Here is a 24582-nt window from a genome sequence, read left to right on the forward strand (position 1 = left end):
GGGACGTTATCGGAGGCTCGATGAGTTGGCTCGCCGCCGTCACAGGTTTCGTCATGGCCACCACGAGCGTCGTTCCAGCGGACCAGCGAGACGCGTTGCTGCTGAGCTGGACCCAGCCCACCGCGGCGAGCACGGCGGCCTGGGCCGAGGCACGCAAGGACCGGGCGAAGTGGGCGGACTACCGGTTCGACTGGACCAGCGACGCCTGTAGTCACGCCCCGGAGAAGCCGTTCGGTTTCCGGTTCGGACCGGCCTGCCGGCACCACGACTTCGGCTACCGCAACTATCGGGCCGCCGGAACCCTCGGTAAGCACCGCAAGCGACTCGACGAGACCTTCCGTGCCGACCTGCGGCGTGAGTGCGACAGGCACCGGCTGATCGCGCAGCCGGCCTGCAACGCCCTGGCGTTCACGTATTTCGAGACGGTACGGCTGACCGGCAAGCCCTAGGAACCGCTCACCGCGTTGGCGAACCGGACCGCGCCGTCCTCCAGGTCCGGGTGCTCGACGGCCAGCGCCAGCGCCACGATCCGGTCGAAGCCGAGTCCCGCGCCGTCCGCGTAGGCGGCGTCGAAGGCGGCATCCCCGAGCGCCGCCCGCAGCGAAGCCTGCTGTGCCGACCAGAAAGCGCCGAACGATTCGGTACGCCGCGCGCCCCGAGCCGCCTCCGCCCCGCCGAACAGAACCGTCGCCGTGGCCGGGTCCCCGCCGAGCACGCACCGCACCGCGATGGCGGCGACCGCGTCGGCTGCCGCGCCCCGGAAACCGTGCCGGAGACGGGACCGCAGCGCCACCACCAGGTGATCGTGGGCGGCGACCAGGTCACCTCGGCGCAACGCGACCATGCCGAGCAGCCAGTCCACCGCCCGTCGGCCACGGTCCTCGGGGTGCACCGCTTCGATCTGGCGTGCGCCGGCGAGCAGCTCCGCGGCCTCGGTCAGCGCGTCCCGCCGCCAGAGCAGTTCGGCCAGCGCGAGTATGGCCGGCAGGGCCGCGGTGGGCGCGCCGTTCCGTTCCGCCTCGGCGATCACCTGACGGCATGCCCGCTCGGCGGCCTCCGCATCGCCGTCCAGGTGCACGCGCCGGGCGGCGAGCGAGCGGATCAGCAGCGCCGGATCGCCCGTGGCACGCGCCTCCTCCTCGGCCCGGGACAGGAAGCGCTCCCGTTCCGGGCGTTCGTCGGCGAGTCCGGCGTGGACCAGGTACGCCCCGGCCAGCTCACGCGGGCCGGTGGAGCCGGTGCTCCGCTGGTAGAGCCGGGACAGCAGCTCCCGGCCCTCCCGGGCACCGCCGTGCTCACGCCACCACGGGTCGAGCGCACAGGCCAGGCGCAGCCCCGCCCGGACGTCGCCGCTCTTCGCCGCCCAGCGCAGGGCGGCCTGCCACTCGGCCACATAGGGGCTCAGCTCGGTCAGCGACACGGTGCCGTCGGTGTCGGCGGACACCCGGTCGAGCGCCTGCATGGCCCAGGACAGGTGCCGATCACGGACCTCGTTCTCGTTGCCGGACGTCGCCAGCTGCCGGAGGGCGTACGCCCGCACCTGATCGGAAAGCCGGTAGAGCGCCCCCGGCACCACCTCGACCAGCGACTTCTCGGCGAGCTCGGAGAGCGCGCCGAGAGCCTCCGGGCCGCACCACTCGACCGTCGCGAGATCCACCGGACCGGCGAAGACCGCGAGCCGGCGCAGCAGGTCGGCGGCCCGGCTGCCGAGGGTGCGATAGGACCAGGCCAGGTTGTTCGCGAGGCTGGCGTGCCGGTCACCGCCCGCAGCGTCGTTGTCGAGAGCGCCGAGCGGGTCGTCGAGCCGCCGGGCGAGCTGGTCGGCGGGGAGCAGCCGGAGCCGGACGGCGGCCAGCTCGATAGCGAGCGGCGAGCCCTCCAGGCGCGCGGCGAGACCGGCCAACTGCTGGTCGCCGTCGCCGGGCCGACCGCCCTGCGCCGCCGAGGCACGTGCTCTGAGCAGTGCGAACGCGTCGGCGGGAGCGAGTGGCGGGATCCGCCAGACGGTCTCGCCGGACAAGCCGAGCGGGGCGCGGCCGGTCGCCACCACATCCAGCCGGCGGCAGCGGCTGAGCAGGCGGTGGGCGAGCGTCGCGGTCAGCGCCGGCGCCGCGTCACACGTCTGGATCAGCACCAGCATCCGCCGCTCGGCACACTGCTCCACGACTGTCTCGATCATCGGACGACCCGGTTCGGGCCTCAGTCCCAGGGCCGCGGCCAGCGTCGTGGGCAGGCCGTCTGCCGCGGTTGCGGCATCGATCGTCCAAACACCGCCGGGGTACGCCGGAAGCAGCTGTTCGGCGACCGCCAGCGTCAGACGAGTCTTGCCCGCGCCTCCCGGGCCGACGACGGTGACCAGGCGGTTGTGACTGATCAACTCGGCGAGTTCGGCGGTCTCGGCAGCCCGGCCGACGAAGTGGCTGGACGGCGCCGGGAGGTTGTGCCGGGGCGCCTCGGCGGTGCGGGGCCGGGGGAATTCCCGCTCCAGGCCCGGCGCCATCACCTGGTAGAGCCGCTCGTCGTCGTCGAAGCCCCGCAGCCGGTACGCACCGAGGTCCAGCATGTCCACCGCGCCGAGGGTCGTCTCCGCGTGTCCACGGGCGGGCATCGTGTACGCCGCCGTCACGGCGAGGGCGGTCGCCTCCGAGCAGAGGATCTGACCGCCGTGCGCCGCGGCCGACACCCGGGCCGCCCGGTGCACCTCGGCGCTCGCGTACTCCTCGCCGACCGGAATGGCGTGACCGGTGTGCAGTCCCATCCGGACACGCGGCACCGCGTCACGCCGCGGCCACTCGTGTGCGGACAGTCGGCGCTGCGCTTCGACACACGCCGCGACCGCCGCGCCGGCGCTCGCGAACGCGATGAAAAATGAATCACCCTCCGTAAGGAGCTCGACACCACCGAACTCGGCCAGCACAGTGCGTAGCACTGATCGATGCGCTCCGAGAACCCCTCGGTACGCATCGCCGAGCATCCGGGCCAGCCGAGTAGAGCCCTCTATGTCGGTGAACATAAAGGTCACCAGCCCACTGGGTAGCTCGCTCCGTCCCGACACGGTGGACCCTCCGCCCCCTTTTTGGAAGTCGCGCCTCATGCTGCCGTATCTCTGAGTCACCGCCCATCGTAGAAACGGACGGTAATCATTTGCCCGCCACGGCCGACCCCTTACGGATTACCTTTGATCGCGGCATCGACGCGTGACGTACGGGACTACGCGTCTCGTAACGAAAGAGATCGAAGGCGGAAACGCCGTGATCGGCCAAAAGCGGCAGGACGTTCGGGTGTACCCGTACGAGGCAACGAATCGACACTCGACGCGAGCAGGGGGTCACACGCCGTCGTCGATCCTCGTGCGTGTCAGCAGCAGCCGCCACCGCCGCAGCAACCGCCACCACCGGCCGGCGCCACCGGAGCCGACGGGGTGACGCCGCCACGCCCGGTCACGGCGACTGTGGACAGCAGCTTCACGGTGTCGCCGTGACCATCCGGGCAGGACGCCGGGGCGGCGGCCTCGCTCATCGGACGGCTGACCTCGAAGGTGGCGCCACAGGCGCGGCAACGGAACTCATAACGCGGCATCCGACCAGCGTAGGGCCCCTGCGGTGATCCGTGCACCGGGAGTTCGCCACATGGCCCGCACGACTTCCGTCAGGGGTGACACGAACGGGTAGGGTCGTCGGCGTGACGGAGGCACCCAAGACACCAGCGAGGCGATTCGGGCTGCGCTCGGCGGCGCCGCACCAGGGCGGTCCGCTGGAGAGTTCGGGTGCGGCCCCGACTGCGGGCGACAAGCCGGAAAAATCCGGCGATGTGGTGAACTCCAGCACCGCGGCGGCCAGGGCTACCGGCGACTCTCCGCAGGTGGGCAAGATGCCACAGGTCGGGGCGATGCCCACCGACAAGGCCACAGCGGACAAGCCCGCCAAGCCGGACGAGGCCCCCGAAGCAGATACCGCCAAAAAGAATGCTCCGGACAAGTCCGAAACGAACCCCGCCCCGGCCACCGACGCGAAGCCCTCAGTCGACGCCAAGCCTGCCACGGCCGGCACGGCAGACGCGACCGGCAAGACCGAGACCAAACCTTCGGGTGACGCCAAGAGCACGAGCGACCCCAAGGTCGACGGTGGCGCCAAGAGTTCAGGCAAGAGCGACGGCGCCGAGGGCGCGGGCTCAGCCGACACCAAGGTCGACGGCGGCGCGGGCTCGGGCTCGGCCGACACCAAGGTCGACGGCAAGGGCACGGCCCTCGGCAAGGGCACGGCTGACGGCTCTGGGGACGGCAAAAGCACGGCCCACGGCACCGACTCTGGGGACGGAAAGAGCTCTGGGGACGGAAAGAGCTCGGGCGACGGCAAGGGCTCGGGCGACGGCAAGGGCTCGGGCGACGGCAAGGGCTCAGACAGCGGCAAAGGTTCGGGCGGTGGTGGAGGGCCGGCTGACGGTGAAGGTGAGCCGGCCAAGGTGGCGGCCGCTGCTGCCGTCGTCGGGCGGTCGCGGCGGGCTGTGCGGGCTGTCGGGCGGGCGGGGCGGGCCACTGGGCGCTGGGCCAAAGGACCGAGCGGCCGGGTTGTCATCCCGGGTGTGGTGATCGTCGGCTTGGTGGTGCTGGCCGGGACATCGGGCGCTTACCTCGTACCGAAGGCTCTGGATGCCGCTCCCGCACCGAGCGCAACCCCCGCCTTCGGCGGATCGGCCGCGGCCTCCGGCATCCCCGGCGACCCCGCAGCAGGCCTCCCGAACGGCGGCCTTCCCACGAACGGCGTTCCCGGGAACGGCCTGCTCACGAACGGCCTGCCCGGGAACGGCCTGCCCACCAACGGCCTACCCACCAACGGCCTACCTGGGAACGGCCTACCCACCAACGGGCTGCCTGGGAACGGCCTGCCTACGACCGGGCTACCGACGGCCGGACTCCCCGGCGGCCTGCCGACCACCCAGCCCGCGGTGACCGGCGCCCGGCCCGCTGACGCGCTGGCGAGCTGGGCCACGCAGGTCGGCACCCAGGTGGGAATCCCGGTCGTGGCGGTGCAGGCCTACGGATACGCGGAGCTCGTCACCGCCCGGACCACCCCGTCCTGCCACCTGAGCTGGACCACGCTCGCCGCGATCGGCAAGGTCGAGTCGGAGCACGGCAGCGCCAACGGCGCGGTGCTGGGTGTCGACGGCGTCTCCACGCCGACGATCTACGGTCTGCCGCTGGACGGACAGGGCGGCCGCCAGATGATCCGCGACACCGACCGGGGACAGCTCGACAACGACACCACCTACGACCGGGCGATCGGGCCGATGCAGTTCATCCCGGCCACCTGGAATGAGACGGCGGTCGACGCCGACAACGACAGTGTGAAGAACCCGAACGACATCGACGACGCCGCGCTGACCGCCGCCGCCTACCTCTGCAAGGGCGGGCGGGACATGAATCAGCCGCAGTCGTGGTGGGACGCGATCCTGTCGTACAACGCTCTGCGGCCCTACGCGCAGAAAGTCTTCGAGCAGGCGGACGACTACGGGCGCCGCAGCAAGGTCTGACTCTGGGTGAGTAGATCCGTACTTTTGCGTGGTGAGCACTTCCCTGTTGGTCACGTAAACGGCACGATGTACGGGTGAGGGTGCGTGAATGGGATCCACGCTCCGCGTCCGCGGCCGAGATCCAGTCGCTCGTGGAGACGGTGAATGCGGCCATGGCCGCAGATCTCCCGGACGATCCACCCTGGCGTGACACGCAGGTCCGGGACTATCTCGCCGAGACCATGCCCGGGGAACGCCGGATCACCTGGGTGGTCGAGGACGATCGGGTGCCCGAGGGTGAAGGCCAGATCTTCGCCCACGTGAACATCCTGCTGCTCGGCGACATCGGCGTGCTGGAGATCCTGGTCCGGCCCGATCTGCGGCGGCGTGGGCTCGGCAGTCAACTGCTGGCGGTGGCGGCGCGCCGCGCGTACCTGGAAGGTTTCACTTCGATCGGGGTCGAGGCGATCGGCAGTACGCCGGCCATCCCGTTCTACGAGTCGCTCGGCTTCGAACGGGAGTACGTCGAAACCCGCAGCGTCCTCAACCTGGAGTCGGTCGACTGGCTGGCCCTGGGCGCCATGGCGAGCGGCATCAGCGCCGGTTACCGCATCGAATACCACCCCGGTGGCCCGCCGGACCCGCTGCTGGAGGCGTACGCCCAGGCGAAGGCGGAGGCGCAGAACGATGACGACGACCTCGACCTGGCGCCGCGCTCATCCGACCCGCAGCGGCTTCGCGAATCCATCGAAACGCTTCACAAGCGCGGGCTGAAGCCGTACATCGTCCTGGCCATCCACGAGGCCACCGGCACGGTGGCGGGGCTGACCGAGGTGGTCGTGCCCGCTCAGCATCCCGAGCGGGCCGACCAGTACGACACCATCGTGGTGCGTGCGCACCGCGGTTACGGCATCGATCGGGCGATCAAGGCCCGGATGCTCTTCGAGCTGCGCTCGGCCGAGCCCGGCCTGCGCCAGGTCCAGACCTGGAACGCCCAGCACAACGAGTCGATGCTGAAGGTGAACGCCGAGCTCGGTTACCAGTCGGACCGCGACTGGTTCGAGTACATCGCCGACGTGAGCCACCTGGTCCAGCGTCTAGAGCCGACCGGTTAGGAGCTTCGCGACCTCGGACGCCCAGTAGGTGAGGGTGATCTGCGCACCGGCCCGCTTGAGCGAGGTCAGCGATTCGAGGATGACCCGCTCACGGTCGATCCAGCCGTTCGCGGCGGCCGCTTCGACCATCGCGTACTCCCCCGACACCTGATAGGCCGCCACCGGTACGGTGACCCGCTCGCGGATGGCTGCGATCACGTCGAGGTAGGGCAGCCCCGGCTTGACCATGACGATGTCCGCGCCCTCGGCCACGTCAAGGTCGACCTCACGCAGGGCGTCGCGCAGGTTCGGCGGGTCCTGCTGGTACTGCCGGCGGTCGCCCTGCAGCGTCGACTCCACCGCCTCCCGGAACGGCCCGTAGAACGCGCCGGCGTATTTCACCGAGTAGGCGAGGATGCTGACGTCCTGGTGACCGGCCTTGTCGAGCGCCTTGCGGATCACGCCGACCTGGCCGTCCATCATCCCGGACGGGCCGACCATGTGCGCGCCGGCTTCGGCCTGGACCACGGCCATCTCGGCGTACAGGGCCAGGGTGGCGTCGTTGTCGACGGAACCGTCGGCGGCCAGGACCCCGCAGTGCCCGTGCGAGGTGAACTCGTCGAGGCAGAGGTCGCCCATCACCACGGTGTCGTCGCCGAACTCGCGGCGCAGGTCGCGGAGGCCGACGTTGAGGATGCCCTCGGGGTCGAGCCCGGCCGAACCGGTCTCGTCCTTGTCCGCGTTGTCCGGCACGCCGAAGAGCATGAGGCCGCCGACGCCGGCGCTGACCGCCTCGTGCGCGGCCTTGAGCAGCGACTCCCGGGTGTGCTGGTGGACGCCGGGCAGTGAGCTGATCGGCTTCGGCTCGCTGATCCCGTCCTTCAGGAACAGCGGGAGGACCAGTTCGGAGGGCGCGAGCCGGGTCTCCTCGACGAGGCGGCGGATCGCGGGGGTGCGCCGGAGCCGGCGCGGGCGAATGTCGGGGAAGGACATCAGGCACTCCTACCAGGAAAAGAGAAAAGCGCGCCGGGCAGCAGCCCGGCGCGCTCTCACATGGGTCAGCGGAACCTCAGTGCGGTCGGCCCCTGAACCTTGGAACCACGGCGCTGCTTGGCCGGCATGGCCGCCAGCTTCTCGCGGAGCTCCAGAGCGTATTCGGCGAGGGCCTCGACCAGGTCCGGCACCGACGCGTTCTGCGGCTGGGTGTCGACCCGGAGGCCGAACTCGACGGCGGTCTCCGCGGTCTTCGGGCCGATCACCGCGACGACCGTGCGGGCGTGCGGCTTGCCCGCGATGCCGACCAGGTTGCGGACGGTCGAGGACGAGGTGAAGAGCACCGCGTCGAAACCACCCGACTTGATGGCGTCGCGGATCTCGGCGGGCGGCGGGGCGGCCCGGACGGTCCGGTACGCCGTCACGTCGTCGACCTCCCAGCCGCGCTCGATGAGGCCGGCCGCGAGGGTCTCGGTGGCGATGTCGGCGCGCGGCAGCAGCACCCGGCCGACCGGGTCGAGGATCTCGTCGTGCGGCGAGAACTCGGCCAGCAGGCCCTCGCTGGACTGCTCGCCGGCCGGGATGAGCTCGGGCTGGATACCGAAGGCACGGACCGCCTCGGCGGTGGCCTCGCCGATGCAGGCGATCTTCACGCCGCCGAAGTGGCGGGCGTCGAGGCCGTGCTCGGCGAACTTCTCCCAGACCGCGCGGACCGCGTTCACCGAGGTGAAGATCACCCAGGCGTACCGGCCGTCGACCAGGCCCTTCACCGCGCGCTCCATCTGCGCCGGCGTCCGCGGCGGCTCGACCGCGATGGTCGGCACCTCGCACGGGATCGCCCCGTACGCCCGCAGGCGTGCGCTCATCGCACCGGCCTGCTCCTTCGTGCGCGGCACGAGGACCTTCCAGCCGTACAGCGGGCGGTTCTCCCACCAGCTCATGGTGTCGCGCTCGGCCACGTCGGAGCCGACGGTGAGGACGACCCGGCCGGTGAAGCCGAGCGCCGCGGCGACGAAACTGTCCACGGTCGAGGTGGTCGTGTACTGCGTCTCGCCGGTGCCGTCGCCGGTCACGCCGACCGGGACACCCGGCTCGACGCCGGCGGCCAGCAGGCCGTCACGGACGGCGGCGAGGTCGCCGGCGTCCACCGCGACGGCGAACGAGCCCTTCTGGGCCGCGCCGGCGAGCGCGTCGAAGTCGAGGGTGGTGATGTCGTCGACGTCGGCGGCGATCCGGACGCCGGGCAGCGGGACGCCGGCGTACGCCGCGACGCCCTCGGCCTGGCCGATGCCGGGGATCACCTCGAAGTGCACGGCGGTCCGGGCGACGGCCTGCACCTCCTTGACGACCGACTCGTGGCCGAACGGGTCACCGGCGACCAGGTGGACGGCGGAGAGCCCGGACTTGGCGGCGGAGAGGAGCACCTTGGCGACGTCGCCGGGCGCGCCCTCGGCCGGGCTGAACTGGGCGTCTTCCTTGGCGTCGGAACGGATCGCGCTCAGCAGCGACTCGGGCACGCCGCGGTCGTAGACCACCTGGTCGGCATCGGTGAGCGCCGCGTACGCGCGACGGGTCAGCAGCTCCGGGTCGCCGGGTCCGGCGCCGATGAACGCGATGCGTCCGGCTGGCTTACGGGCGGTGCGGGTGGTCATTCTGTGCTCCCCATCAGGGTATCGGCGCCGGCGTCGAGGAGATCGGTGGCGAGTGCCTTGCCGATCTCCGCCGCGCCGGCGGGCGTTCCGGTGCGCGACAGCCGGATGGCTCGAACCCCATCCGGGCTGATCACCGCACCGCGCAGGTAAATCTCGTCGCCGTCATCGCCTTCGGCAAGTTCGGCATAGGCGGCGACCGGGGCGGAGCACCCGGCCTCCAGCGTGGCAAGCATCGCCCGTTCCGCCATGACGGTGGCGCGGGTCGGTGCGTGGTCGAGCGCGGTCAGCAGCCCGACCAGGTCGGAATCCCCGGCCCGGCACTCCACTGCCAGCGCGCCCTGGGCCGGGGCGGGCAGCATGAGCATCGGGTCGAGAGTCTCGGTGATCTCCGCGGTCCGCCCGAGACGCGCCAAGCCGGCCCGGGCGAGGACGACCGCGTCGAGGTCGGCCTCGGGGCCGTGCACCCGTGCGATCCGCGTATCAACATTCCCCCGAATCGGCGTGACCTGCAACTCTAGGCCGAGAGCCAGCAGTTGCGCGATTCGGCGCACCGCCCCGGTCCCGATCTTGGAGCCGGGTGGGAGCTCGGCCAGGGACAGGCCGTCCCGGGCGATGAGCGCGTCCCTCGGGTCCTCCCGGGGCGGCACCGCGGCGATGTGCAGCAGCGGGTGGTCGCCGGTCGGCAGATCCTTGTACGAGTGGACAGCGAAGTCGATCTCATCGGCGAGCAGCGCGTCACGCAGGGCGGACACGAAGACACCCACGCCGAGCTCGGCCACCGGAGCGGACGACCGGTCGCCGGAGGTCAGGATGCGGACCAGCTCCACCGGGTGGCCGGTGGCAGCGGTCAACGCGTCGGCGACCATCTGCGACTGGGTGAGCGCGAGGGCACTGCCGCGGGTGCCGAGCCTCAGAGTCCTCACGCCTTCCCCCCGATCTCGGGCACCGCGTTCGCATGCGTGGCGAGCGGCACGTCCAGGTCGAACAGTTCACGCAGCAGCGCGGCGTACTGATCGCCGCCGGGCTCGGCGGCGAGCTGGCGCACCCGCACCGTCGGCGAATGCAGCAGCTGCTGCACGACCCGGTGCAGGGTACGGGAAACATCGGCCCGCTGCTCCTCGGTGAAATCCGGCCGCCTGGAGACCAGCTTGCGCATCTCGGCCGAGACCACCTCCTCGGCACGGGTCCGCAACGCCGCCACCGTAGGCGCGATCTCGGCGCCGCGCAGCCAGCCGAGGAAGTTGTCCACCTCACCGGCGACGATCTGCTCCACTGCCGCGGTCTCGGCGGCGGCCGGCAGAGCCCGGCGGCTGGTGGCGAGGCCGTCGATGTCGACCACGACCAGCCCGGGCAGATCGCCGGCGTCCGGCGCGACGTCGCGCGGCACCGCGAGATCGAGCACGATCAGCGGGAGGCCGGAACCGCCGGCCCGGGCCGCGAGCGCCGCTTCGAGACGGCCGCGGGTCAGGACCGGCTCGGTGGAGGCGGTCGCGCTGACCACGATGTCCACCTCGCCGAGTGCCGTCTCCAGCTCCTCGAAGGGCACCGCGGTGGCGCCGTAGGCCTCGGCCAGCCGGTCGGCGCGCTCGAGGCTGCGGTTCGTGATCCGCAGCGGGCCCACACCCGTACGAGTGAGGGTCGCGACCGAGAGGGCTCCCATCGCGCCCGCACCGATGACCAGCGCGGACTTGCCGGTGAGGTCGCCACCGAGGTGGTCGGCCGCGACGTCGAGGGCGGCCGTCACGACGCTCTGGCCGGCCTTGTCGATACCGGTCTCGGCGTGCGCCCGCTTGCCGACCCGCAGCGCCTGCTGCATCAGCTCGTGGAGCAGCCGGCCGGCCGAGTCCACCTCGGTCGCCGCGTGGTAAGCGTCGCGCAGCTGCCCGAGGATCTGCGCCTCGCCGACGACCATCGAGTCGAGGCCGGACGAGACCCGGAACGAGTGCTGGACCGCCGCCTCGCCGTAGTGCACGTAGAGGTGGCCGGCGAGCTCGCTGGCCGGGATGCCGGAGTGCTCGGAGAGCACGTTGCAGATGTCGCCGAGACCACCGTGGAATCCGGAGACCGCCGCGTAGACCTCGACCCGGTTGCAGGTGGAGACCACCACGGCCTCGCCCACGTACGGCTGGGCAACCAGTTTCTGCAGCAGCCCGGGGACCGCCGACTCGGGGATGGCGAGCCGTTCGAGAGCGGCGACGTCGGCGGTGCGGTAGGACGCACCGATACTGAGAAGGTTCACGACCCGACCGCCTCCTGGTTGCCCGCTGCGGCGGACCGGCCGCCGGGGAGCGCGGTCAGAGACGCCTTGCGGTGCTCGTGGAACGAAAGGATCTGCAGCTCTATGGCGAGATCCACCTTACGAACGTCAACATTCGGGGGCACCGAGAGAACTCCCGGCGCGAAGTTCAAGATGCTCGTCACACCGGCGGCGACCAGCACGTCGGCGACGGCCTGCGCGGAGCCGGGTGGTGTCGCTATCACGCCGATGGCGAGCGACTCGGCGGCGGCGACCTCGCTCAGCTCGTCGATGTGACGCACGGTGAGGCCGTTTATGCGCTCGCCCACCTTGTTCGGGTCGGCGTCGAAGAGGGCCACCACGCGGAAACCGCGGCTCGCGAACCCGGCGTAGCCGGCCAGGGCGTGCCCGAGGTTGCCGACGCCGACCAGGCAGACGGCCCGGTTCTTGTCGAGGCCGAGGATGTACTCGATCTGGTCGACGAGCAGGGCGACGTCGTAGCCGACGCCACGGGTCCCGTAGGAGCCGAGGTGGGAGAGGTCCTTGCGGAGCTTCGCCGAGTTGACCCCGGCGGCCGCGGCGAGACCCTCGCTGGAGACGGTCTCGGCGCCGGTCTCGGCGAGGTGGTGGAGGGCGCGGAGGTATTCAGGTAGCCGCGCGATGGTCGCCTCCGGGAGATCCGGGAAGGCCGGGACGCCACCGGCATCGCCGGGCGTGCTTCCTTGACGCTGCTGACTCATCTGACTCCGTGCCGACGAGGCGAACCTGCGGTGAGCCCTGTCTGTGCGATACCGGTGAAACCCTCGTGGGGCGACTGTGGTAGCGGGGCTCGTCGGATTCACAGAGTAGGCGCTTGTGAAGGCGTGCACAAATCGCGATCTTGTCGGGACAATTGGACAAGATCGACCCGGCTGTGTTAGCCGAGCCGACCTGTCGAGTATTACCGAGGGACCCCCGCCAGGGCCACCCGACTCAGAGTGAGCCTTTTTCAACGTGACCAGGGCCGTACCTGCCGGCGCCGGACGACGGCCCGGCTATTTCGGCCCGTTGTCGGGTTGAAAATCGCTCATCGACATGGCCGTCTGTACTGCGCCTACCAGCGTGTCGGCGACTGGATAGCCCGATGCGCGAAGCCTGTCCGGGTCCGTGAAGCCGCCGGTGTAGAGGACCGCGGCGCCGCCCACCGACTCGGCCGCGTAGGCGTCGTCGAGCGAGTCGCCGATCATCACGACCGACGAGCCGTCGACGCCGAGCTCGGCGAGGTGCCGCGCCAGGTGCCCGGCCTTCAGGTCGCCGCCCACTTCGGTGCGCAGCCCGTCGATCCGGGTGAAGACGCCGGCCAGGCCGTACGTCTCGACGGCCGGGACCAGCTCGCTGTGGAACCACATGGAGAGCAGGGACTGGCTGCCGGGCCAGGTCTTGATCGCGGCCATCGCGTCGGCGGCGAGCGAGATGTCGGTCAGGCCGAGCCGGTACGCGTCATGGAAGATCCGGTCGAGGCGGCCGAACTCCTCGGCGTCCACCGCGCGGCCGAGCATCTCGGCGTAGAAGTCGGCCACCGGGCGGCGGAACGCCCGCCGGTGCTCGTCGGCGCCGACGTTGCGGGCGCCGACCGAGGTGAATGCCGTGTTCGTCGACGAGACCACCAGGTGGAGATCGTCGAGAAGGGTGCCGTTCCAGTCCCAGACCAGGTGCTTAGCTGTCACGGTCAGCCAAGCTACAGGCGTGGCTCCCCCGGCTGTCGAGCCAGATCCCGCAGGAGCCGGTCCTCCTCGATGCGCCAGTAACCGTGCTCCTCGCCGTCCAGCAGCAGTACCGGCACCCGGTCGCCGTAGTCGCGCTCCAGCTCGATGTCCGAGTCGACGTCGACCTTGGTCCACTGCTGCGGCGCGATCCGGTCCAGCGTCTGCTCGGCCACCTCGCACAGGTGGCAGCCGGCGCGGCTGATCAAGGTGAGACGGTTCATAGCTCTCCCTTACGTACCTTGCCGATCGGCGACCGCGGCAGCTCGGCCACCAGCTCGATGCCGGGCTGCTTGAACCGGGCCAGCCGGGCCGCGCACCACACCTGCAGCTCGGCCACGCTCGGCGGCGGGTCACCGGCGGGCACCACGTACGCGTGCGGGCGCTCGCCGGTCTCCGGGTCGGGCAGGCCGACCACGGCGGCGGCGGACACCCGCGGATGCCCGTCCAGCACTCGTTCTATCTCGGCTGGGTAGACGTTGAAGCCGTTCACCAGGATCAGCTCACCGATCCGGTCGACCAGGACCAGATCACCGTCGGCGTCCGCGTAGGCCACGTCGCCGGTCGGCCACCAGCCGTCCGGGTCCGGGCCGCCGCTGCCGTCCGGCCAGTAGCCGCGGAACAGGTTCGGCCCGCGCACCACGATCTCGCCCGGGTCGGTGCCGTCCGAGGCGGCCACGTCGACGTCCAGTTCGGCCAGGTCGTCCTCGACCGCGGCGGTGCCGTCCCGCCACAGCTCCGCGCCGGACCGGCTGCGCAGCGTCAGCTCGACGCCGGGCAGCGGGCGGCCGATCGACCCGCTCTTGTCCCGGCGACTGACCGCGGTGGTGGTGAGCACCGGCGCGGTCTCGGTCAGTCCGTACCCGATCAGGATGCTCCTGCCGGTCAGCTCCCGGAAGCGCGCCGCGACGCCCCTGGCCAGCGGCGCCGCGCCGCAGACCGCGGTACGCAGGCCGCTCAGCGCCTCGCCCGCGCCCGGCGCCGAGGTCCAGGCCTGGTACATCCCCGGGACGCCGACCGCGACGGTGATCCCGTGCCGGCCGATCAGGTCGAGGGTGGCCGCCGGCTCGAACCGCTCGGCCAGCACGCCCGTCGCACCGTGGTGCGCCACCGTCCCGAGACCGGTGTTCAGCCCGTAGGCGTGGAAGAACGGCACCGCGAGCAGCACCACGTCGTCCGGCCCGACCACCGGCGGCTCGATCCGGTCCAGCTGATCGTGGTTCGCCGCGAGCGCGGCGTGCGTGAGCATGGCGCCCTTCGGGCGGCCACTCGTCCCCGAGGTGTAGAGCAGGACCGCGAGATCTGCTGCCTTCACTTCCGGCAGGGTGCCGTCCCCGGCTTCCCTCTCCATCGGTACGCGGGCAGCCGTCACCAGACGCAGCCGCGGCGGTCCCGCGGGCTCCCCGACGATCAGCACCGCGCCCGAGTCCTGCACGGCGTGATCGATCTCCATGGCCGTGTAGCCGGGGTTCAGCGGCACGGCGACGCGGCCGGACCGCAGGACGCCGAAGTAGGCGACGGCGAAGTCCACCGTATTGCCGAGAACCAGGGCCACCCGGTCGCCCGGAGCGGTCCGCGCGGCCGTCCAGTGCGCCGCCGCGGAGACCCGGCTGTCCATTTCTGCCCATGTGAGGACCGCGTCCCCGGCGATCAGAGCGGGCCGGTCGGGGTGGCGACCGGCGGCCTCGGCGACCGGATCGCGGGCGGGTTCCTCCACGAGGCCCGAGTTTGGCACAAACGCGCCCCGAGCGGGATGGCGGACACCACGTCCGTCGGTTCCGGGACCCCGCGATCCAACCTGGGATCGACAGCGGACGCGGTAAAGATCCGTTTCGCGGCTTTGCGCGCAGCGCACATGTTGTGCGACTCCCTGTGTCCGATGTCGGTGATACTTCCGTCTGCGTAACGGAATCCACACCAACGGGTGAGGTCAACCGGCTTTTCAGCGGGTTGCCCCACCCCTTTTGTTGTGAGTGACCACCCTCATCCCGAGGAGGCCGCTGTGCCACACAAAGCACGGAATCATGGCGAATTCATGTCTGGCGGGACTGATTCGCGATCGTCACAGGCCCGCCGGGTTGAGGAGGCGAAGTGACTCATGCGTACGGCGACGCTCGGCTCGCGCTCAATGGAGGACTGAACGTCCTCCGGAACTCATTGGACGGCGGGATCGTCAACGCGATCCGCGGTGACAGCCCGAAGCAGACAGGCAGCCGGCGGACGCCGAACGGACCTCCGGCCGTCACCCAGCCGCACGGAGGCAACGGCAAGTTCGGCGGTCGTGTCGGCTCCCCCAGGCCGCCCGCCCAGCCGACCGCCGGCCAGCGGTCGAACATCGGCGAGAACGAGACCGCGGGCGAGCACACCGTGGTCCTGCCGCAGCAGAGCACCACCGGACCGCCCACCGAGACGGCGCCGCCGAAACATCCGGCCCGTCCCGACCGCGGCGACCCGGCGGCCGAGGTGTGGGCGCTCGTCGAACGGGCACAGGCCGGCGAGGCCGAGGCGTTCGGGCTGATCTACGACCGGTACGTCGACACCGTCTTCCGGTTCGTCTACTTCCGGGTCGGCAACCGGCAGCTCGCCGAGGACCTCACCTCGGACACGTTCCTGCGCGCCCTCAAGCGGATCGGCAGCTTCACCTGGCAGGGCCGTGACCTGGGCGCCTGGCTGGTCACCATCGCCCGGAACCTGGTCGCCGACCACTTCAAGTCGGGCCGGTACCGCCTGGAGGTCACCACCGGCGACGTGCTCGACGCCGACCGCGAGGACCGGGGCCCGGAGGGCAGCCCGGAGTCCGCCGTGGTCGACCACATCACGAACGTCGCCCTGCTCACCGCTGTCAAGCAGCTCAACCCGGAACAGCAGGAGTGCATCGTCCTACGGTTCCTCCAGGGCTTCTCGGTGGCCGAGACCGCGCAGACCATGGGCAAGAACGAGGGCGCCATCAAGGCTCTGCAATACCGGGCGGTCCGAGCGCTCAACCGGCTCCTGCCGGAAGGGTTCCAGTCTTGATCTCGCGCTCTCGGATGTCGATCTCCGATACCCGATGGCACCCCCTCTCACCCGTAACCGGGGCCGCGTGTCGCGCGTTTGTCCGGATGCGACCCGGGACCGGTGATTCCGTCCCGGTCGCCTACGCCGGCCCGCTGGCCGGCGAGACAGTCACGAGCGAGGGGAGGTGCCCACGGTGAAGTTCGAATTCCTGGACCGCCGGAGCGCCGAGCGCTTCGCGGAACTACTCGACGAAGCCGGCGGCGCACCACGGCACCACACCCGTGGGCAAGCCGACGAGGAGCTCAACCGCCTGGTGGCCATCGGTAACCGCCTCGGCGGGGCCCGGCCCGGCGCACCGGTCGACTCCGAGTTCCGCGTCGGCCTGCGCGCCATGCTGGTCGCCACGGCCGAGCGGGACGGCATCGGCCAAGGGGCCGTGAACGACGCCGAACCCGCGGCCGGCATCGGCGACGGAGCACGGCGCTCGTTCTTCGGCCGCCGAATCCGGGCCCGGGGCGCGATCGTGATCGGCGTCGCCGCCGGCGCGATGGCGGTCTCCGGGATCTCCGCGGCGAGCGAGAGCGCGTCGCCGGGCGACGCCCTGTACGGGGTGAAGCGCTCGACCGAGCGGGCCCAGCTCGCGATCGCCGGATCGGACGTGTCGCGGGGCCAGCTCTCGCTGGACTTCGCCCGCAACCGGCTGGCCGAGGCGGTCGCCATGGACGGCGAGGACCCGGCGTTCCGCACAGTGCTGGACGACATGGACGCGGACACCCGCAAGGGCGTCCGGCTGCTCAACACGTCCGCGGTCTCCAACCAGGACACGAAGCCGCTGACCACGCTGGACGGCTTCGTCACGACGCAGCGCAAGGCGTTCCAGCCGGCCGTCGGCAAGCTCTCCCCGGCCAACCGGGACCGGGCGGCGGCGTCGCTGGCACTGTTGCAGGACGTCGCGGAGCGCACCGATCAGCTCCGCACCGGCCTGGACTGCCAGAAGATCACGCCGAGCGGCTCGGACGAGCTCGGGCCGAAGCTGCGCGACTGCGGTGGCAACGACGCCACCAGCGCCGGGACGCAGACGAAGCCGGGGCACAGCGGCACCAAGTCCACCAGCAAGAACCAGGGTGACGCCGCGACGCCGAAGCCGGTGAAGAGCGGAGCGAGCGCCAAGCCGGGAACCTCCGGCGTGGCCACCAAGCCGGGCACGACGGACGACCCGACGGCGCCGGTCGAGACGCCGACGAAGACCGGTTCGCCCAGCCCGTCCGTGGTCGTGGTGACGACCCCTCCGGCCGTCGACGACGCGGAGGAGCAGGAGGGCGGCGTACTGGGCGGGTTGCTCGACAACCTGTTCTAGGTCAACGCATGGCGAGGGGCGGTGCCGAAAGTCGCGAGACTTCGGGGCCGCCCCTCAGTTGTCACTATAGGACGGTCCGGGCGATTCATTCCAGTGATTTGCAACGATGTGTCACCACATCATCACGGCCCGAACGCGTCCGGCCTCTTCTCCAGCAGCTCGTGCAGGGTCGCCTGGATGGTCTCCCGGACCTGGTCGGCGAGGTTGTAGACGACCAGCGGGTCGTCCGCGAACTCGGTCAGGTGCGCGGTCGGGATCGGCTCGCAGAACTCGATGAGCCACTTGCTCGGCAGCGGCACCATGCCCAGCGGGCCGAGCAGCGGGAAGGTCGGCGTCACCGGGAAGTAGGGGATGCCGAGCAGCCGGGCCAGTGGCTTCAGGTCGGCCAGGATCGGGTAGATCTCCTCGGCGCCGACGATCGCGACCGGGATGATCGGGGTGCCGGTGCGCAGCGCCGCCGAGACGAACCCGCCCCGGCCGAACCGCTGCAGCTTGTAGCGCTCGGAGAAGCGCTTGCCGATGCCCTTGAACCCCTCGGGGAAGACGCCGACCAGCTGGCCGCTGGTCATCAGGCGCTCGGCGTCCGGGTTGCAGGCCACCGTGGCGCCGGCCGCGCGGGCCAGCTCGCTCATCACCGGCATCCGGAAGACCAGGTCGGCGCCGAGCAGGCGCAGGTGCCGTTTCTCCGGGTGCTTGTCGCGCATCGCGACCGTCAGCATCAGGGCGTCCAGCGCCAGCGTGCCGGAATGGTTGCCGACCACCAGGCCACCGCCGTCGGCCGGCACGTTCTCGATGCCGAACACCTCGGTACGGAACCAGTCGCGGTAGAGCAGCTTCAGGATCGGCTGGAAGACCGCGTCGGTGAGCTCCGGGTCGAAGCCGAACTCGTCCACCTCGTACGCCCCGGCCAGCCGGCGGCGCAGGAAGGCCAGGCCGTCAGCGACGCGCTGGTCCCAGACGTCGAGGCCCTCCTCGGTGACCGGCCCTTTGGGCTCGGCGGCCGGAGGGAGCCGCTCCGGGATCGGCCGCTTGCCGTTCACCCGCTGCACCGGAGCCGGGCGCGGCAGCTGGAAGTCGGCATGGCCGGGGAGCACGTCATGGTGGTACTCGTCCTGACTCACGACCGGTCGCTTCCCACCGGCACGCTGTCCGGCACGGCGTCCGCCGCGGCCCGGACCTTGCGGATGCCGTCGAGAATGGCCTGCTCCGCCGCCGCCAGCCGGTCGACGGTGAGCGTGGAACCGGCCGCGTGCGCCTGGATGAACTCCTCGAAGGCGGCCGCGGTGGTACGCGGGGTGAAACCGAACTCTGCGATCAGGCGAGAGGTGTCCACCACCCGACCGTGCACGAAGAGGTCGATCTGGTCCAGTCCGATCTGCTCGACGCCGAGATTGCGGAGCAGGGACGCGCCGGTGGAGAGCGCCGACTCGGGCAGCGGCAGAGCGACCCGGCCGGCCCGGCGGACCGCCTGGGAGAGCATCAGGACACCGGCGCCGGCGACGTTGAACGTACCGGGATGGTCCTCGATCACCGAGCGGTGCACGACCTCGAGAGCGTCCTCGACGTGGACGAACTGGAGCCGGGCGTCACGGCCGAGCACTGTCGGCACGACCGGCTGGGCGAAGTAACGGGTCAGCGAGGTCTCGGCCGTCGAGCTGATCATGGGGGCGAAACGCAGCACGGTGGCGGCGACCCCGGGGCGGCGCCGGCGGAACCCGCGCACGTATCCCTCGATGTCGAGGATGTCGCGGGCGAACGGCCCGCGGGGCACGGCACGCGGCTCGGTGTCCTCGGTGAAGACCGCGGGGTCGCGGAAGGAGGCGCCGTACGCGGCCGTGGACGAACGCACCACCAGCTTGCGCAGGCCGGGCGCGCCCTGGGCGGCCGCGAGCACCTGCATGGTGCCGATGACGTTCTGTTCCTTCATCGCGGCACGACCGTGCTGCGCGTCGGGCACACTCGTCACCGCGAGGTGGACGACGGCCTCAGCGCCGAGTTCGGCGATGGCCTCGGTGGCCGCGCGCGCGTCGGCCCGGATGTGTTCCACCCCGTCCAGCAGGTCACGCAGACTCGCTGGAGGGTCGTGGGGGTCCAGGCCGACGACACGATCGATCCGTGGATCAGCGGCGAGACGAGCGGCCACCCGAGCGCCGAGATAACGGCTGACTCCGGTGACCACGACAACGCTGGGCGATGAGGTCACCACGGGGTGCACCTTTCGATGCGATCCTCGGAAAGGTTCGGCAAGATCCGGACTCGGCCGGGCGATCCGCCCGGCCGTCCGTCACTTGCCGAGACGGCGACGCTGGACGCGGGTCTTGCGCAGCAGCTTGCGGTGCTTCTTCTTCGCCATACGCTTGCGGCGCTTCTTGACCACGGAGCCCATACGAAAAGCCTCTCGAACCTGTGGGTGGACCACCGCGCCCGAGGGCACGGCCGGTACCGGACTGGACGGCGCCCGGGGCAGTCACGCCAGATCGGCGCACACACCCGGGAACCAACCGCTCCAGCGTACCGGGGCGGTCGCACAAGGCCAACACGACCCCGGCTAGGCGCCGGGGCGGGCTGGTCGTCAGGCGCTCCGCGTCGGGGCGCCTTCTTGTTGTCAGGCGCTCTGCGAGAAGGCGCCGCGCAGGTATTCGTGTACCGCGTGCTCCGGCACCCGGAACGAACGGCCGACCCGCACCGCGGTGAGGTCACCGCCGTGCACGAGCCGGTAGACGGTCATCTTGGAAACCCGCATGAGAGCGGCCACCTCGGCCACCGTCAGGAACCGTACCTCCGAGAGTCGTTCCTCGGTCTGGGCTGGACCCGTCATCTCGTCGCACCGATCCTTTCGCAGGCACGTGCGTGTCATCAGAACGGTATCGATACGGCTGTGACCAACGCGATGCGTTCCGTAATTTGCCTACAAAAAGTCAAGTCCGACACGCTAGATCTGCGAACTTTTGACCCTATTGAGTCACTTTCTGGAGGTAACGACCTTCGCCATGCCGACCGGCCGCTCCGCGATCCGGCGCATCAGGTAGCCGTACCACTGGTCGCCGTAGGGCAGGTAGACGCGAACCGTGTGGCCGCCGGCCGCGAGCCGGGCCTGCTCCTCCGGGCGGACCCCGTAGAGGAGCTGGAACTCGTACTCCCCGGTCGACCTGTCGAACCAGCGGGCCCGGTCCTCGGCGATCGCGATGAGCCGCGGGTCGTGGGTCGCCACCATCGGGTACCCCTCGCCGGACATCAGGATGTTGAGGCAGCGCACGAACGACTTGTCGACGTCGAGCGCCGACTGGAACGCCACCGACTCGGGTTCCGCGTACGCCCCCTTGCAGAGCCGCACCCGCGAGCCCGCCGCCGACAGCTCCCGGCAGTCCCCCTCGGTCCGGCGCAGATGGGCCTGCAACGCCACCCCGGTACGCGGGAAGTCCCGCCGCAACTCCAGCACCGTCTCGATCGTCGCGTCGGTGGTGCCGTGGTCCTCGGCGTCGATGGTGACGGTGGTGCCGGCCTCGGCGGCGGCCGCGCAGACGGCGTGCGCGTTCTCGTACGCCGTCTTCTCGTCGATCCGCAGGCCCAGCGCGGAGAGTTTGGCACTCACCTCGGCGGCCGGCGTGAGACCCGCGTCGCGCAGCCGGCCCAGCACCGCGACGTAACCGTCCCGGACCGCGGCGGCCTGCTCCGCCGTCTCGGTGTCAGCACTCAGATGGGCGAGCGTGACACCAAGACCGTCATCGGCGAGTTCCCTGCTCACCCGCAGGGCCTCGGTGTCGTCCTCGCCGGCGACGAACCGCCGCGCGATTCCCTTGCTGACGGGTACGGACTCGGCCAGGCGCTCGAGCCGGGAGGATCCGGCCGCAGCGAGAAAGAGGGAACGGAGCATGAGCCGAGGGTAACCTCCGGGCGAGTCCGCAAACCCCGCCGCGCTTCATACATGCCCTCCGCGCCAACCTGCGGCTACCGTTGTCGGGTGAACTTCGATGCGTACGCCCGGACGGCAGTCGACCTCGTCAACGCCGGACTGGACGATCTCGCCGGGTTACGGGCCCTGTTCTCCGGCGAGCAGGCCTACATGCGGGACCAGGTCGCCGAGAAGGACGTGGTCGCGTTCCGCCGTGCACAGCGGCGTCTGCGCGAGGTCTTCGAGTACGGCACGACCGGGCGGGACGCCGACGCGGTCCGCGAGCTCAACACGATGCTCGAGGCGTACCCGGTACAGCCACGCATCTCCGGGCACGACGCCGGCGACTGGCACATGCACGTGGCCAGCCGCGGCTCGTCGGTCAGCGCGGAATACCTGGCCGGCGCGGCGTGGGGTCTCGCGGTGTGGCTCTGCGAGTTCGGCAGCGCCCGCTTCGGCATCTGCGCCGACGAGCGCTGCGGCAACGTCTATCTGGACACCTCGTCGAACAACTGCCGCCGCTTCTGCTCGGAGCGCTGCGCCACCCGCTCGCACGTGGCGGCACACCGAGCCCGCAAGCGGGCGGCGAGCCTCACCCCCGCCTGATCCTCGTCAGGCCTTGGTGACCGCCGTCTCGGCGGGCGTCAGGTAACGCCTGGCGAACTCCAGCGCCTCGCGCAGGTCGGCCTCCCGGCCCGCGCGGCTGGATGCCTTGCGAGTGTTGATCTCCAGTGCGACCGAGCCGGTGAAACCGCGGCCGGCCAGCGACTGCAGCAGCTCGGCGCAGGGCTGGTTGCCACGCCCCGGCACCAGGTGCTCGTCGCGGCCCTCACCGGTGCCGTCGCCGAGGTGCACGTGGCGCAGGCCGGCGCCCATCTTGTCGGCCATCTCCAGCGCGTCGATCCGGGATGCCGCGCAGTGCGAGAGGTCCAGCGTGTAAGCGTCGAAGCCGGTCTCGGTCGGATCCCAGCCGGGCGTGTAGGGCACGAACCAGCGGCCGGCCATCTTGACCGGGAACATGTTCTCCACGGCGAACGAGATGTCCGGGTGCCGATCGCGCACCTTGTCCAGGCCCTCCGCGAAGTTCTTCGCGTAATCGCGCTGCCAGCTGAACGGCGGGTGCACCACCACGGTGGGGGCGCCGAGCGTCTCGGCGAGCTGGGCCGCCCGGGTCAGCCGCTCCCACGGGTCGGAGCTCCACACCCGCTGGGTGACCAGCAGACAGGGGGCATGGACGGAGAGCACCGGGACGTCGTAGTGGTCGGCCAGTCCCTTCAGGGCGCCGGCGTCCTGGCTGACGGCGTCGGTCCACACCATGACCTCGAGACCGTCGTAGCCCACCGTGGCCGCCATCTCGAACGCGGCCGCCGTCGGCTCCGGGAAGACGGAGGAGCTGGAGAGAAGCACAGGAACGCGGGAACTCACGCCTCAAGGGTAGCCGCGTCCGGCACGCCCGGATATATCAGCTCTAAACGGTCACGGTCCACCGATGGGCGTACGCTGAGCCCGATGAGCCGCACGCAGCCGCCCGCCGAGGTCCCGCTCGACTTCCCTCGGGAGTGGATCGAGTTCCTCGATCCCGACGACGAACAGCACCTCGTGCGCGCCGACCTGACGTGGCTGCTCTCCCGCTGGACCTGCGTCTTCGGTTCCGCCTGCCGCGGTATCGTGCCCGGGCGGGCCGAGGACGGCTGCTGCTCGCACGGCGCCTTCTTCACCGACGCCGACGACGAGAACCGGGTGCGGTCGGCCGCCGCGAAGCTCAGCCCGCAGACCTGGCAGCACTACCGGCGCGGCTTCAAGAACTACACCGAGATGGATTCGGTCGACGGAACCAAGCCTGCGAGGCGGACTGCCACCCGATCCGGTGACGGCCCGTGCGTCTTCCTCAACGACCCGGACTTCCCGGCCGGCGGCGGCTGCGCCCTGCACGCCCAGGCACTACGGGACGGCGTGCACCCGCTCAAGTACAAACCGGACGTCTGCTGGCAGCTGCCGATCCGCCGGGAACAGGATTGGATCAAGAGACCGGACGGTACGAAACTGCTCCAGTCCACTTTGACCGAGTTCGACCGGCGCGGCTGGGGCCCCGGCGGCCACGACCTCGCCTGGTGGTGCACGTCAGCCCCGGACGCCCATGTCGGCACCGAGCCGATGTACGTGACGTACGGCCCGGAGCTGACCGAACTGATCGGCGAACCGGCCTACGAGAAGCTCGCCGAACTGTGCGCGGCCCGGCTGAGATCCGGCCTGATCGCCATCCACCCGGCCACCACACTGTCCACCGCCCCGAAGAAGCGGGGCGGCCGCGAGCCGGCGTCACCCCGTGCGGTGAAGAACGGCTGACGCCGCGGCGACCACCCGCCGTTCTGGTGGCAGGTGGTCGCACGGGCCGGTCACTCGTACGAGGAAGATCAGGGCTCGAACTTGTAACCCAGACCACGCACCGTGACGATGTAGCGGGGCGCCGACGGCTCCGGCTCGACCTTGGAACGCAGGCGCTTCACGTGGACGTCCAGGGTCTTCGTGTCGCCGACGTAATCAGCGCCCCAGACGCGGTCGATCAGCTGGCCGCGGGTGAGAACCCGGCCGGCGTTGCGGAGCAGCAGCTCGAGGAGCTCGAACTCCTTGAGCGGCAGCTGGACGCCGGCGCCGTCGACGGTGACGACGTGGCGCTCGACATCCATCCGGACCGGGCCGGCGGCGAGCGTCGGCGTGGTGACCTCGGCCGCCTCGGTGCCCTGGCGGCGCAGCACCGCGCGGATCCGGGCGACCAGCTCACGCGGCGAGTACGGCTTGGTGACGTAGTCGTCCGCGCCGATCTCCAGACCGACCACCTTGTCGATCTCACTGTCCCGTGCGGTGACCATGATGATCGGTACTGCCGAGCGCTGCCGCAGCTGGCGGCAGACCTCGGTGCCGGACATTTCCGGCAGCATCAGGTCGAGGAGCACGATGTCGGCACCGGTCCGGTCGAACTGCGTGAGCGCGGAGGTTCCGGTCGCAGCGACCGACACCTCGAAACCTTCTTTGCGCAGCATGTACGACAGGGCGTCGGAGAACGACTCCTCGTCCTCGACCACGAGCACGCGAGCCAATGTGGTTCCTTCC

The 24582-nt window shown here is 70.8% G+C and carries 22 protein-coding genes and 2 pseudogenes; 7 read left to right on the top strand and 17 right to left on the bottom strand.

The genetic code is table 11. The features are described from left to right. Positions 1 to 20 precede the first annotated feature (20 nt). Positions 21 to 449, top strand: coding sequence for a phospholipase (locus EP757_RS07935; RefSeq protein ID WP_127543544.1), 429 nt, complete (start codon positions 21 to 23; stop codon positions 447 to 449). Here EP757_RS07935 and EP757_RS07940 read toward each other — a convergent pair. Further along, a complete protein-coding gene (locus EP757_RS07940; protein WP_127543545.1) occupies positions 446 to 3055 on the bottom strand; it encodes an adenylate/guanylate cyclase domain-containing protein in 2610 nt (869 codons plus the stop codon). The two genes, EP757_RS07935 and EP757_RS07940, sit on opposite strands and share 4 nt — an antisense overlap. Before the next feature lie 302 nt (positions 3056 to 3357). Then, positions 3358 to 3579, bottom strand: a complete 222-nt coding sequence (locus EP757_RS07945) for a zinc ribbon domain-containing protein (RefSeq protein WP_127543546.1) — start codon at positions 3577 to 3579, stop codon at positions 3358 to 3360. Positions 3580 to 4809: 1230 nt separating this feature from the next. Here EP757_RS07945 and EP757_RS43765 point away from each other — a divergent pair. Further along, positions 4810 to 5529, top strand: a pseudogene (locus EP757_RS43765) (lytic murein transglycosylase); the annotation flags it as partial. A gap of 74 nt (positions 5530 to 5603) precedes the next feature. After that, a complete protein-coding gene (locus EP757_RS07955) occupies positions 5604 to 6623 on the top strand; it encodes a GNAT family N-acetyltransferase (protein ID WP_127543547.1) in 1020 nt (339 codons plus the stop codon). Here EP757_RS07955 and hemB read toward each other — a convergent pair. The 8 genes from hemB to EP757_RS07995 all read right to left on the bottom strand — a co-directional run bounded on the left by hemB (position 6606) and on the right by EP757_RS07995 (position 14942). Beyond that, positions 6606 to 7595: a porphobilinogen synthase gene (hemB, locus tag EP757_RS07960; protein WP_127543548.1), complete on the bottom strand. Its 990-nt coding sequence runs from the start codon at positions 7593 to 7595 to the stop codon at positions 6606 to 6608. The genes EP757_RS07955 and hemB overlap by 18 nt on opposite strands. Before the next feature lie 65 nt (positions 7596 to 7660). Then, positions 7661 to 9247: a uroporphyrinogen-III synthase gene (locus tag EP757_RS07965; RefSeq protein ID WP_127543549.1), complete on the bottom strand. Its 1587-nt coding sequence runs from the start codon at positions 9245 to 9247 to the stop codon at positions 7661 to 7663. Next, positions 9244 to 10170 carry a hydroxymethylbilane synthase gene (hemC, locus tag EP757_RS07970; protein ID WP_127543550.1) on the bottom strand — a complete coding sequence of 309 codons (927 nt, stop codon included), beginning with the start codon at positions 10168 to 10170 and terminating at the stop codon, positions 9244 to 9246. The genes EP757_RS07965 and hemC overlap by 4 nt, the downstream gene beginning before the upstream one ends. Beyond that, positions 10167 to 11486, bottom strand: coding sequence for a glutamyl-tRNA reductase (locus EP757_RS07975; protein WP_127543551.1), 1320 nt, complete (start codon positions 11484 to 11486; stop codon positions 10167 to 10169). The genes hemC and EP757_RS07975 overlap by 4 nt, the downstream gene beginning before the upstream one ends. Then, positions 11483 to 12223 (bottom strand): redox-sensing transcriptional repressor Rex, encoded by a 741-nt coding sequence (locus EP757_RS07980; RefSeq protein WP_127543552.1) that lies wholly within the window; start codon positions 12221 to 12223, stop codon positions 11483 to 11485. Before EP757_RS07980 ends, EP757_RS07975 begins: the two co-directional genes overlap by 4 nt. A 294-nt stretch (positions 12224 to 12517) precedes the next feature. Then, entirely contained in the window at positions 12518 to 13189 is a 672-nt protein-coding gene (locus EP757_RS07985) for an HAD family hydrolase (RefSeq protein WP_127543553.1), read from the bottom strand. 11 nt (positions 13190 to 13200) lie between these two features. Then, entirely contained in the window at positions 13201 to 13449 is a 249-nt protein-coding gene (locus EP757_RS07990; RefSeq protein ID WP_127543554.1) for a glutaredoxin family protein, read from the bottom strand. Beyond that, positions 13446 to 14942, bottom strand: a complete 1497-nt coding sequence (locus EP757_RS07995; protein ID WP_127543555.1) for an AMP-binding protein — start codon at positions 14940 to 14942, stop codon at positions 13446 to 13448. Before EP757_RS07995 ends, EP757_RS07990 begins: the two co-directional genes overlap by 4 nt. A gap of 440 nt (positions 14943 to 15382) precedes the next feature. On the opposite strand from EP757_RS07995, the gene EP757_RS08000 reads away from it, so the two are divergent. Together EP757_RS08000 and EP757_RS08005 are read left to right on the top strand one after the other, a co-directional pair. Then, on the top strand, positions 15383 to 16240 hold the full coding sequence (locus tag EP757_RS08000) for an ECF subfamily RNA polymerase sigma factor, BldN family (protein ID WP_370457850.1): 858 nt from the start codon (positions 15383 to 15385) through the stop codon (positions 16238 to 16240). A gap of 166 nt (positions 16241 to 16406) precedes the next feature. Next, positions 16407 to 17276 (top strand): annotated as a pseudogene (locus EP757_RS08005) (DUF5667 domain-containing protein); the annotation flags it as partial. 425 nt (positions 17277 to 17701) lie between these two features. Here the strand turns inward: EP757_RS08005 and EP757_RS08010 are convergent. The 5 genes from EP757_RS08010 to EP757_RS08030 all read right to left on the bottom strand — a co-directional run bounded on the left by EP757_RS08010 (position 17702) and on the right by EP757_RS08030 (position 21453). Then, the gene (locus EP757_RS08010; protein WP_127543558.1) at positions 17702 to 18700 is read right to left on the bottom strand and encodes a lysophospholipid acyltransferase family protein; all 999 of its coding nucleotides are present in this window, start codon (positions 18698 to 18700) and stop codon (positions 17702 to 17704) included. Next, complete coding sequence (locus EP757_RS08015; protein WP_127543559.1) at positions 18697 to 19785, bottom strand: NAD-dependent epimerase/dehydratase family protein; 1089 nt, start codon at positions 19783 to 19785, stop codon at positions 18697 to 18699. The genes EP757_RS08010 and EP757_RS08015 overlap by 4 nt, the downstream gene beginning before the upstream one ends. A gap of 78 nt (positions 19786 to 19863) precedes the next feature. Beyond that, on the bottom strand, positions 19864 to 19965 hold the full coding sequence (locus tag EP757_RS08020) for a 30S ribosomal protein bS22 (protein WP_007465623.1): 102 nt from the start codon (positions 19963 to 19965) through the stop codon (positions 19864 to 19866). A gap of 219 nt (positions 19966 to 20184) precedes the next feature. After that, positions 20185 to 20397 carry a helix-turn-helix domain-containing protein gene (locus EP757_RS08025; protein WP_014447695.1) on the bottom strand — a complete coding sequence of 71 codons (213 nt, stop codon included), beginning with the start codon at positions 20395 to 20397 and terminating at the stop codon, positions 20185 to 20187. A 144-nt stretch (positions 20398 to 20541) separates the two neighbouring features. After that, a complete protein-coding gene (locus EP757_RS08030) occupies positions 20542 to 21453 on the bottom strand; it encodes a proline dehydrogenase family protein (RefSeq protein WP_127543560.1) in 912 nt (303 codons plus the stop codon). Between the two features lie 87 nt (positions 21454 to 21540). Between EP757_RS08030 and EP757_RS08035 the strand changes: the two genes are divergently transcribed. Further along, positions 21541 to 22077 carry a CGNR zinc finger domain-containing protein gene (locus EP757_RS08035; protein ID WP_127543561.1) on the top strand — a complete coding sequence of 179 codons (537 nt, stop codon included), beginning with the start codon at positions 21541 to 21543 and terminating at the stop codon, positions 22075 to 22077. A gap of 6 nt (positions 22078 to 22083) precedes the next feature. On the opposite strand, the gene EP757_RS08040 is transcribed toward EP757_RS08035, so the two are convergent. Further along, complete coding sequence (locus EP757_RS08040; RefSeq protein ID WP_127543562.1) at positions 22084 to 22896, bottom strand: sugar phosphate isomerase/epimerase; 813 nt, start codon at positions 22894 to 22896, stop codon at positions 22084 to 22086. Positions 22897 to 22980: 84 nt separating this feature from the next. Between EP757_RS08040 and EP757_RS08045 the strand changes: the two genes are divergently transcribed. Next, complete coding sequence (locus tag EP757_RS08045) at positions 22981 to 23817, top strand: hypothetical protein (protein WP_127543563.1); 837 nt, start codon at positions 22981 to 22983, stop codon at positions 23815 to 23817. Between the two features lie 68 nt (positions 23818 to 23885). Here EP757_RS08045 and EP757_RS08050 read toward each other — a convergent pair whose 3' ends face one another. Beyond that, positions 23886 to 24569, bottom strand: coding sequence for a response regulator transcription factor (locus EP757_RS08050; RefSeq protein WP_014447701.1), 684 nt, complete (start codon positions 24567 to 24569; stop codon positions 23886 to 23888). Between the last annotated feature and the right edge of the window lie 13 nt (positions 24570 to 24582).

It is taken from the genome of Actinoplanes sp. OR16 (assembly GCF_004001265.1).
Lineage (GTDB): Bacteria > Actinomycetota > Actinomycetes > Mycobacteriales > Micromonosporaceae > Actinoplanes.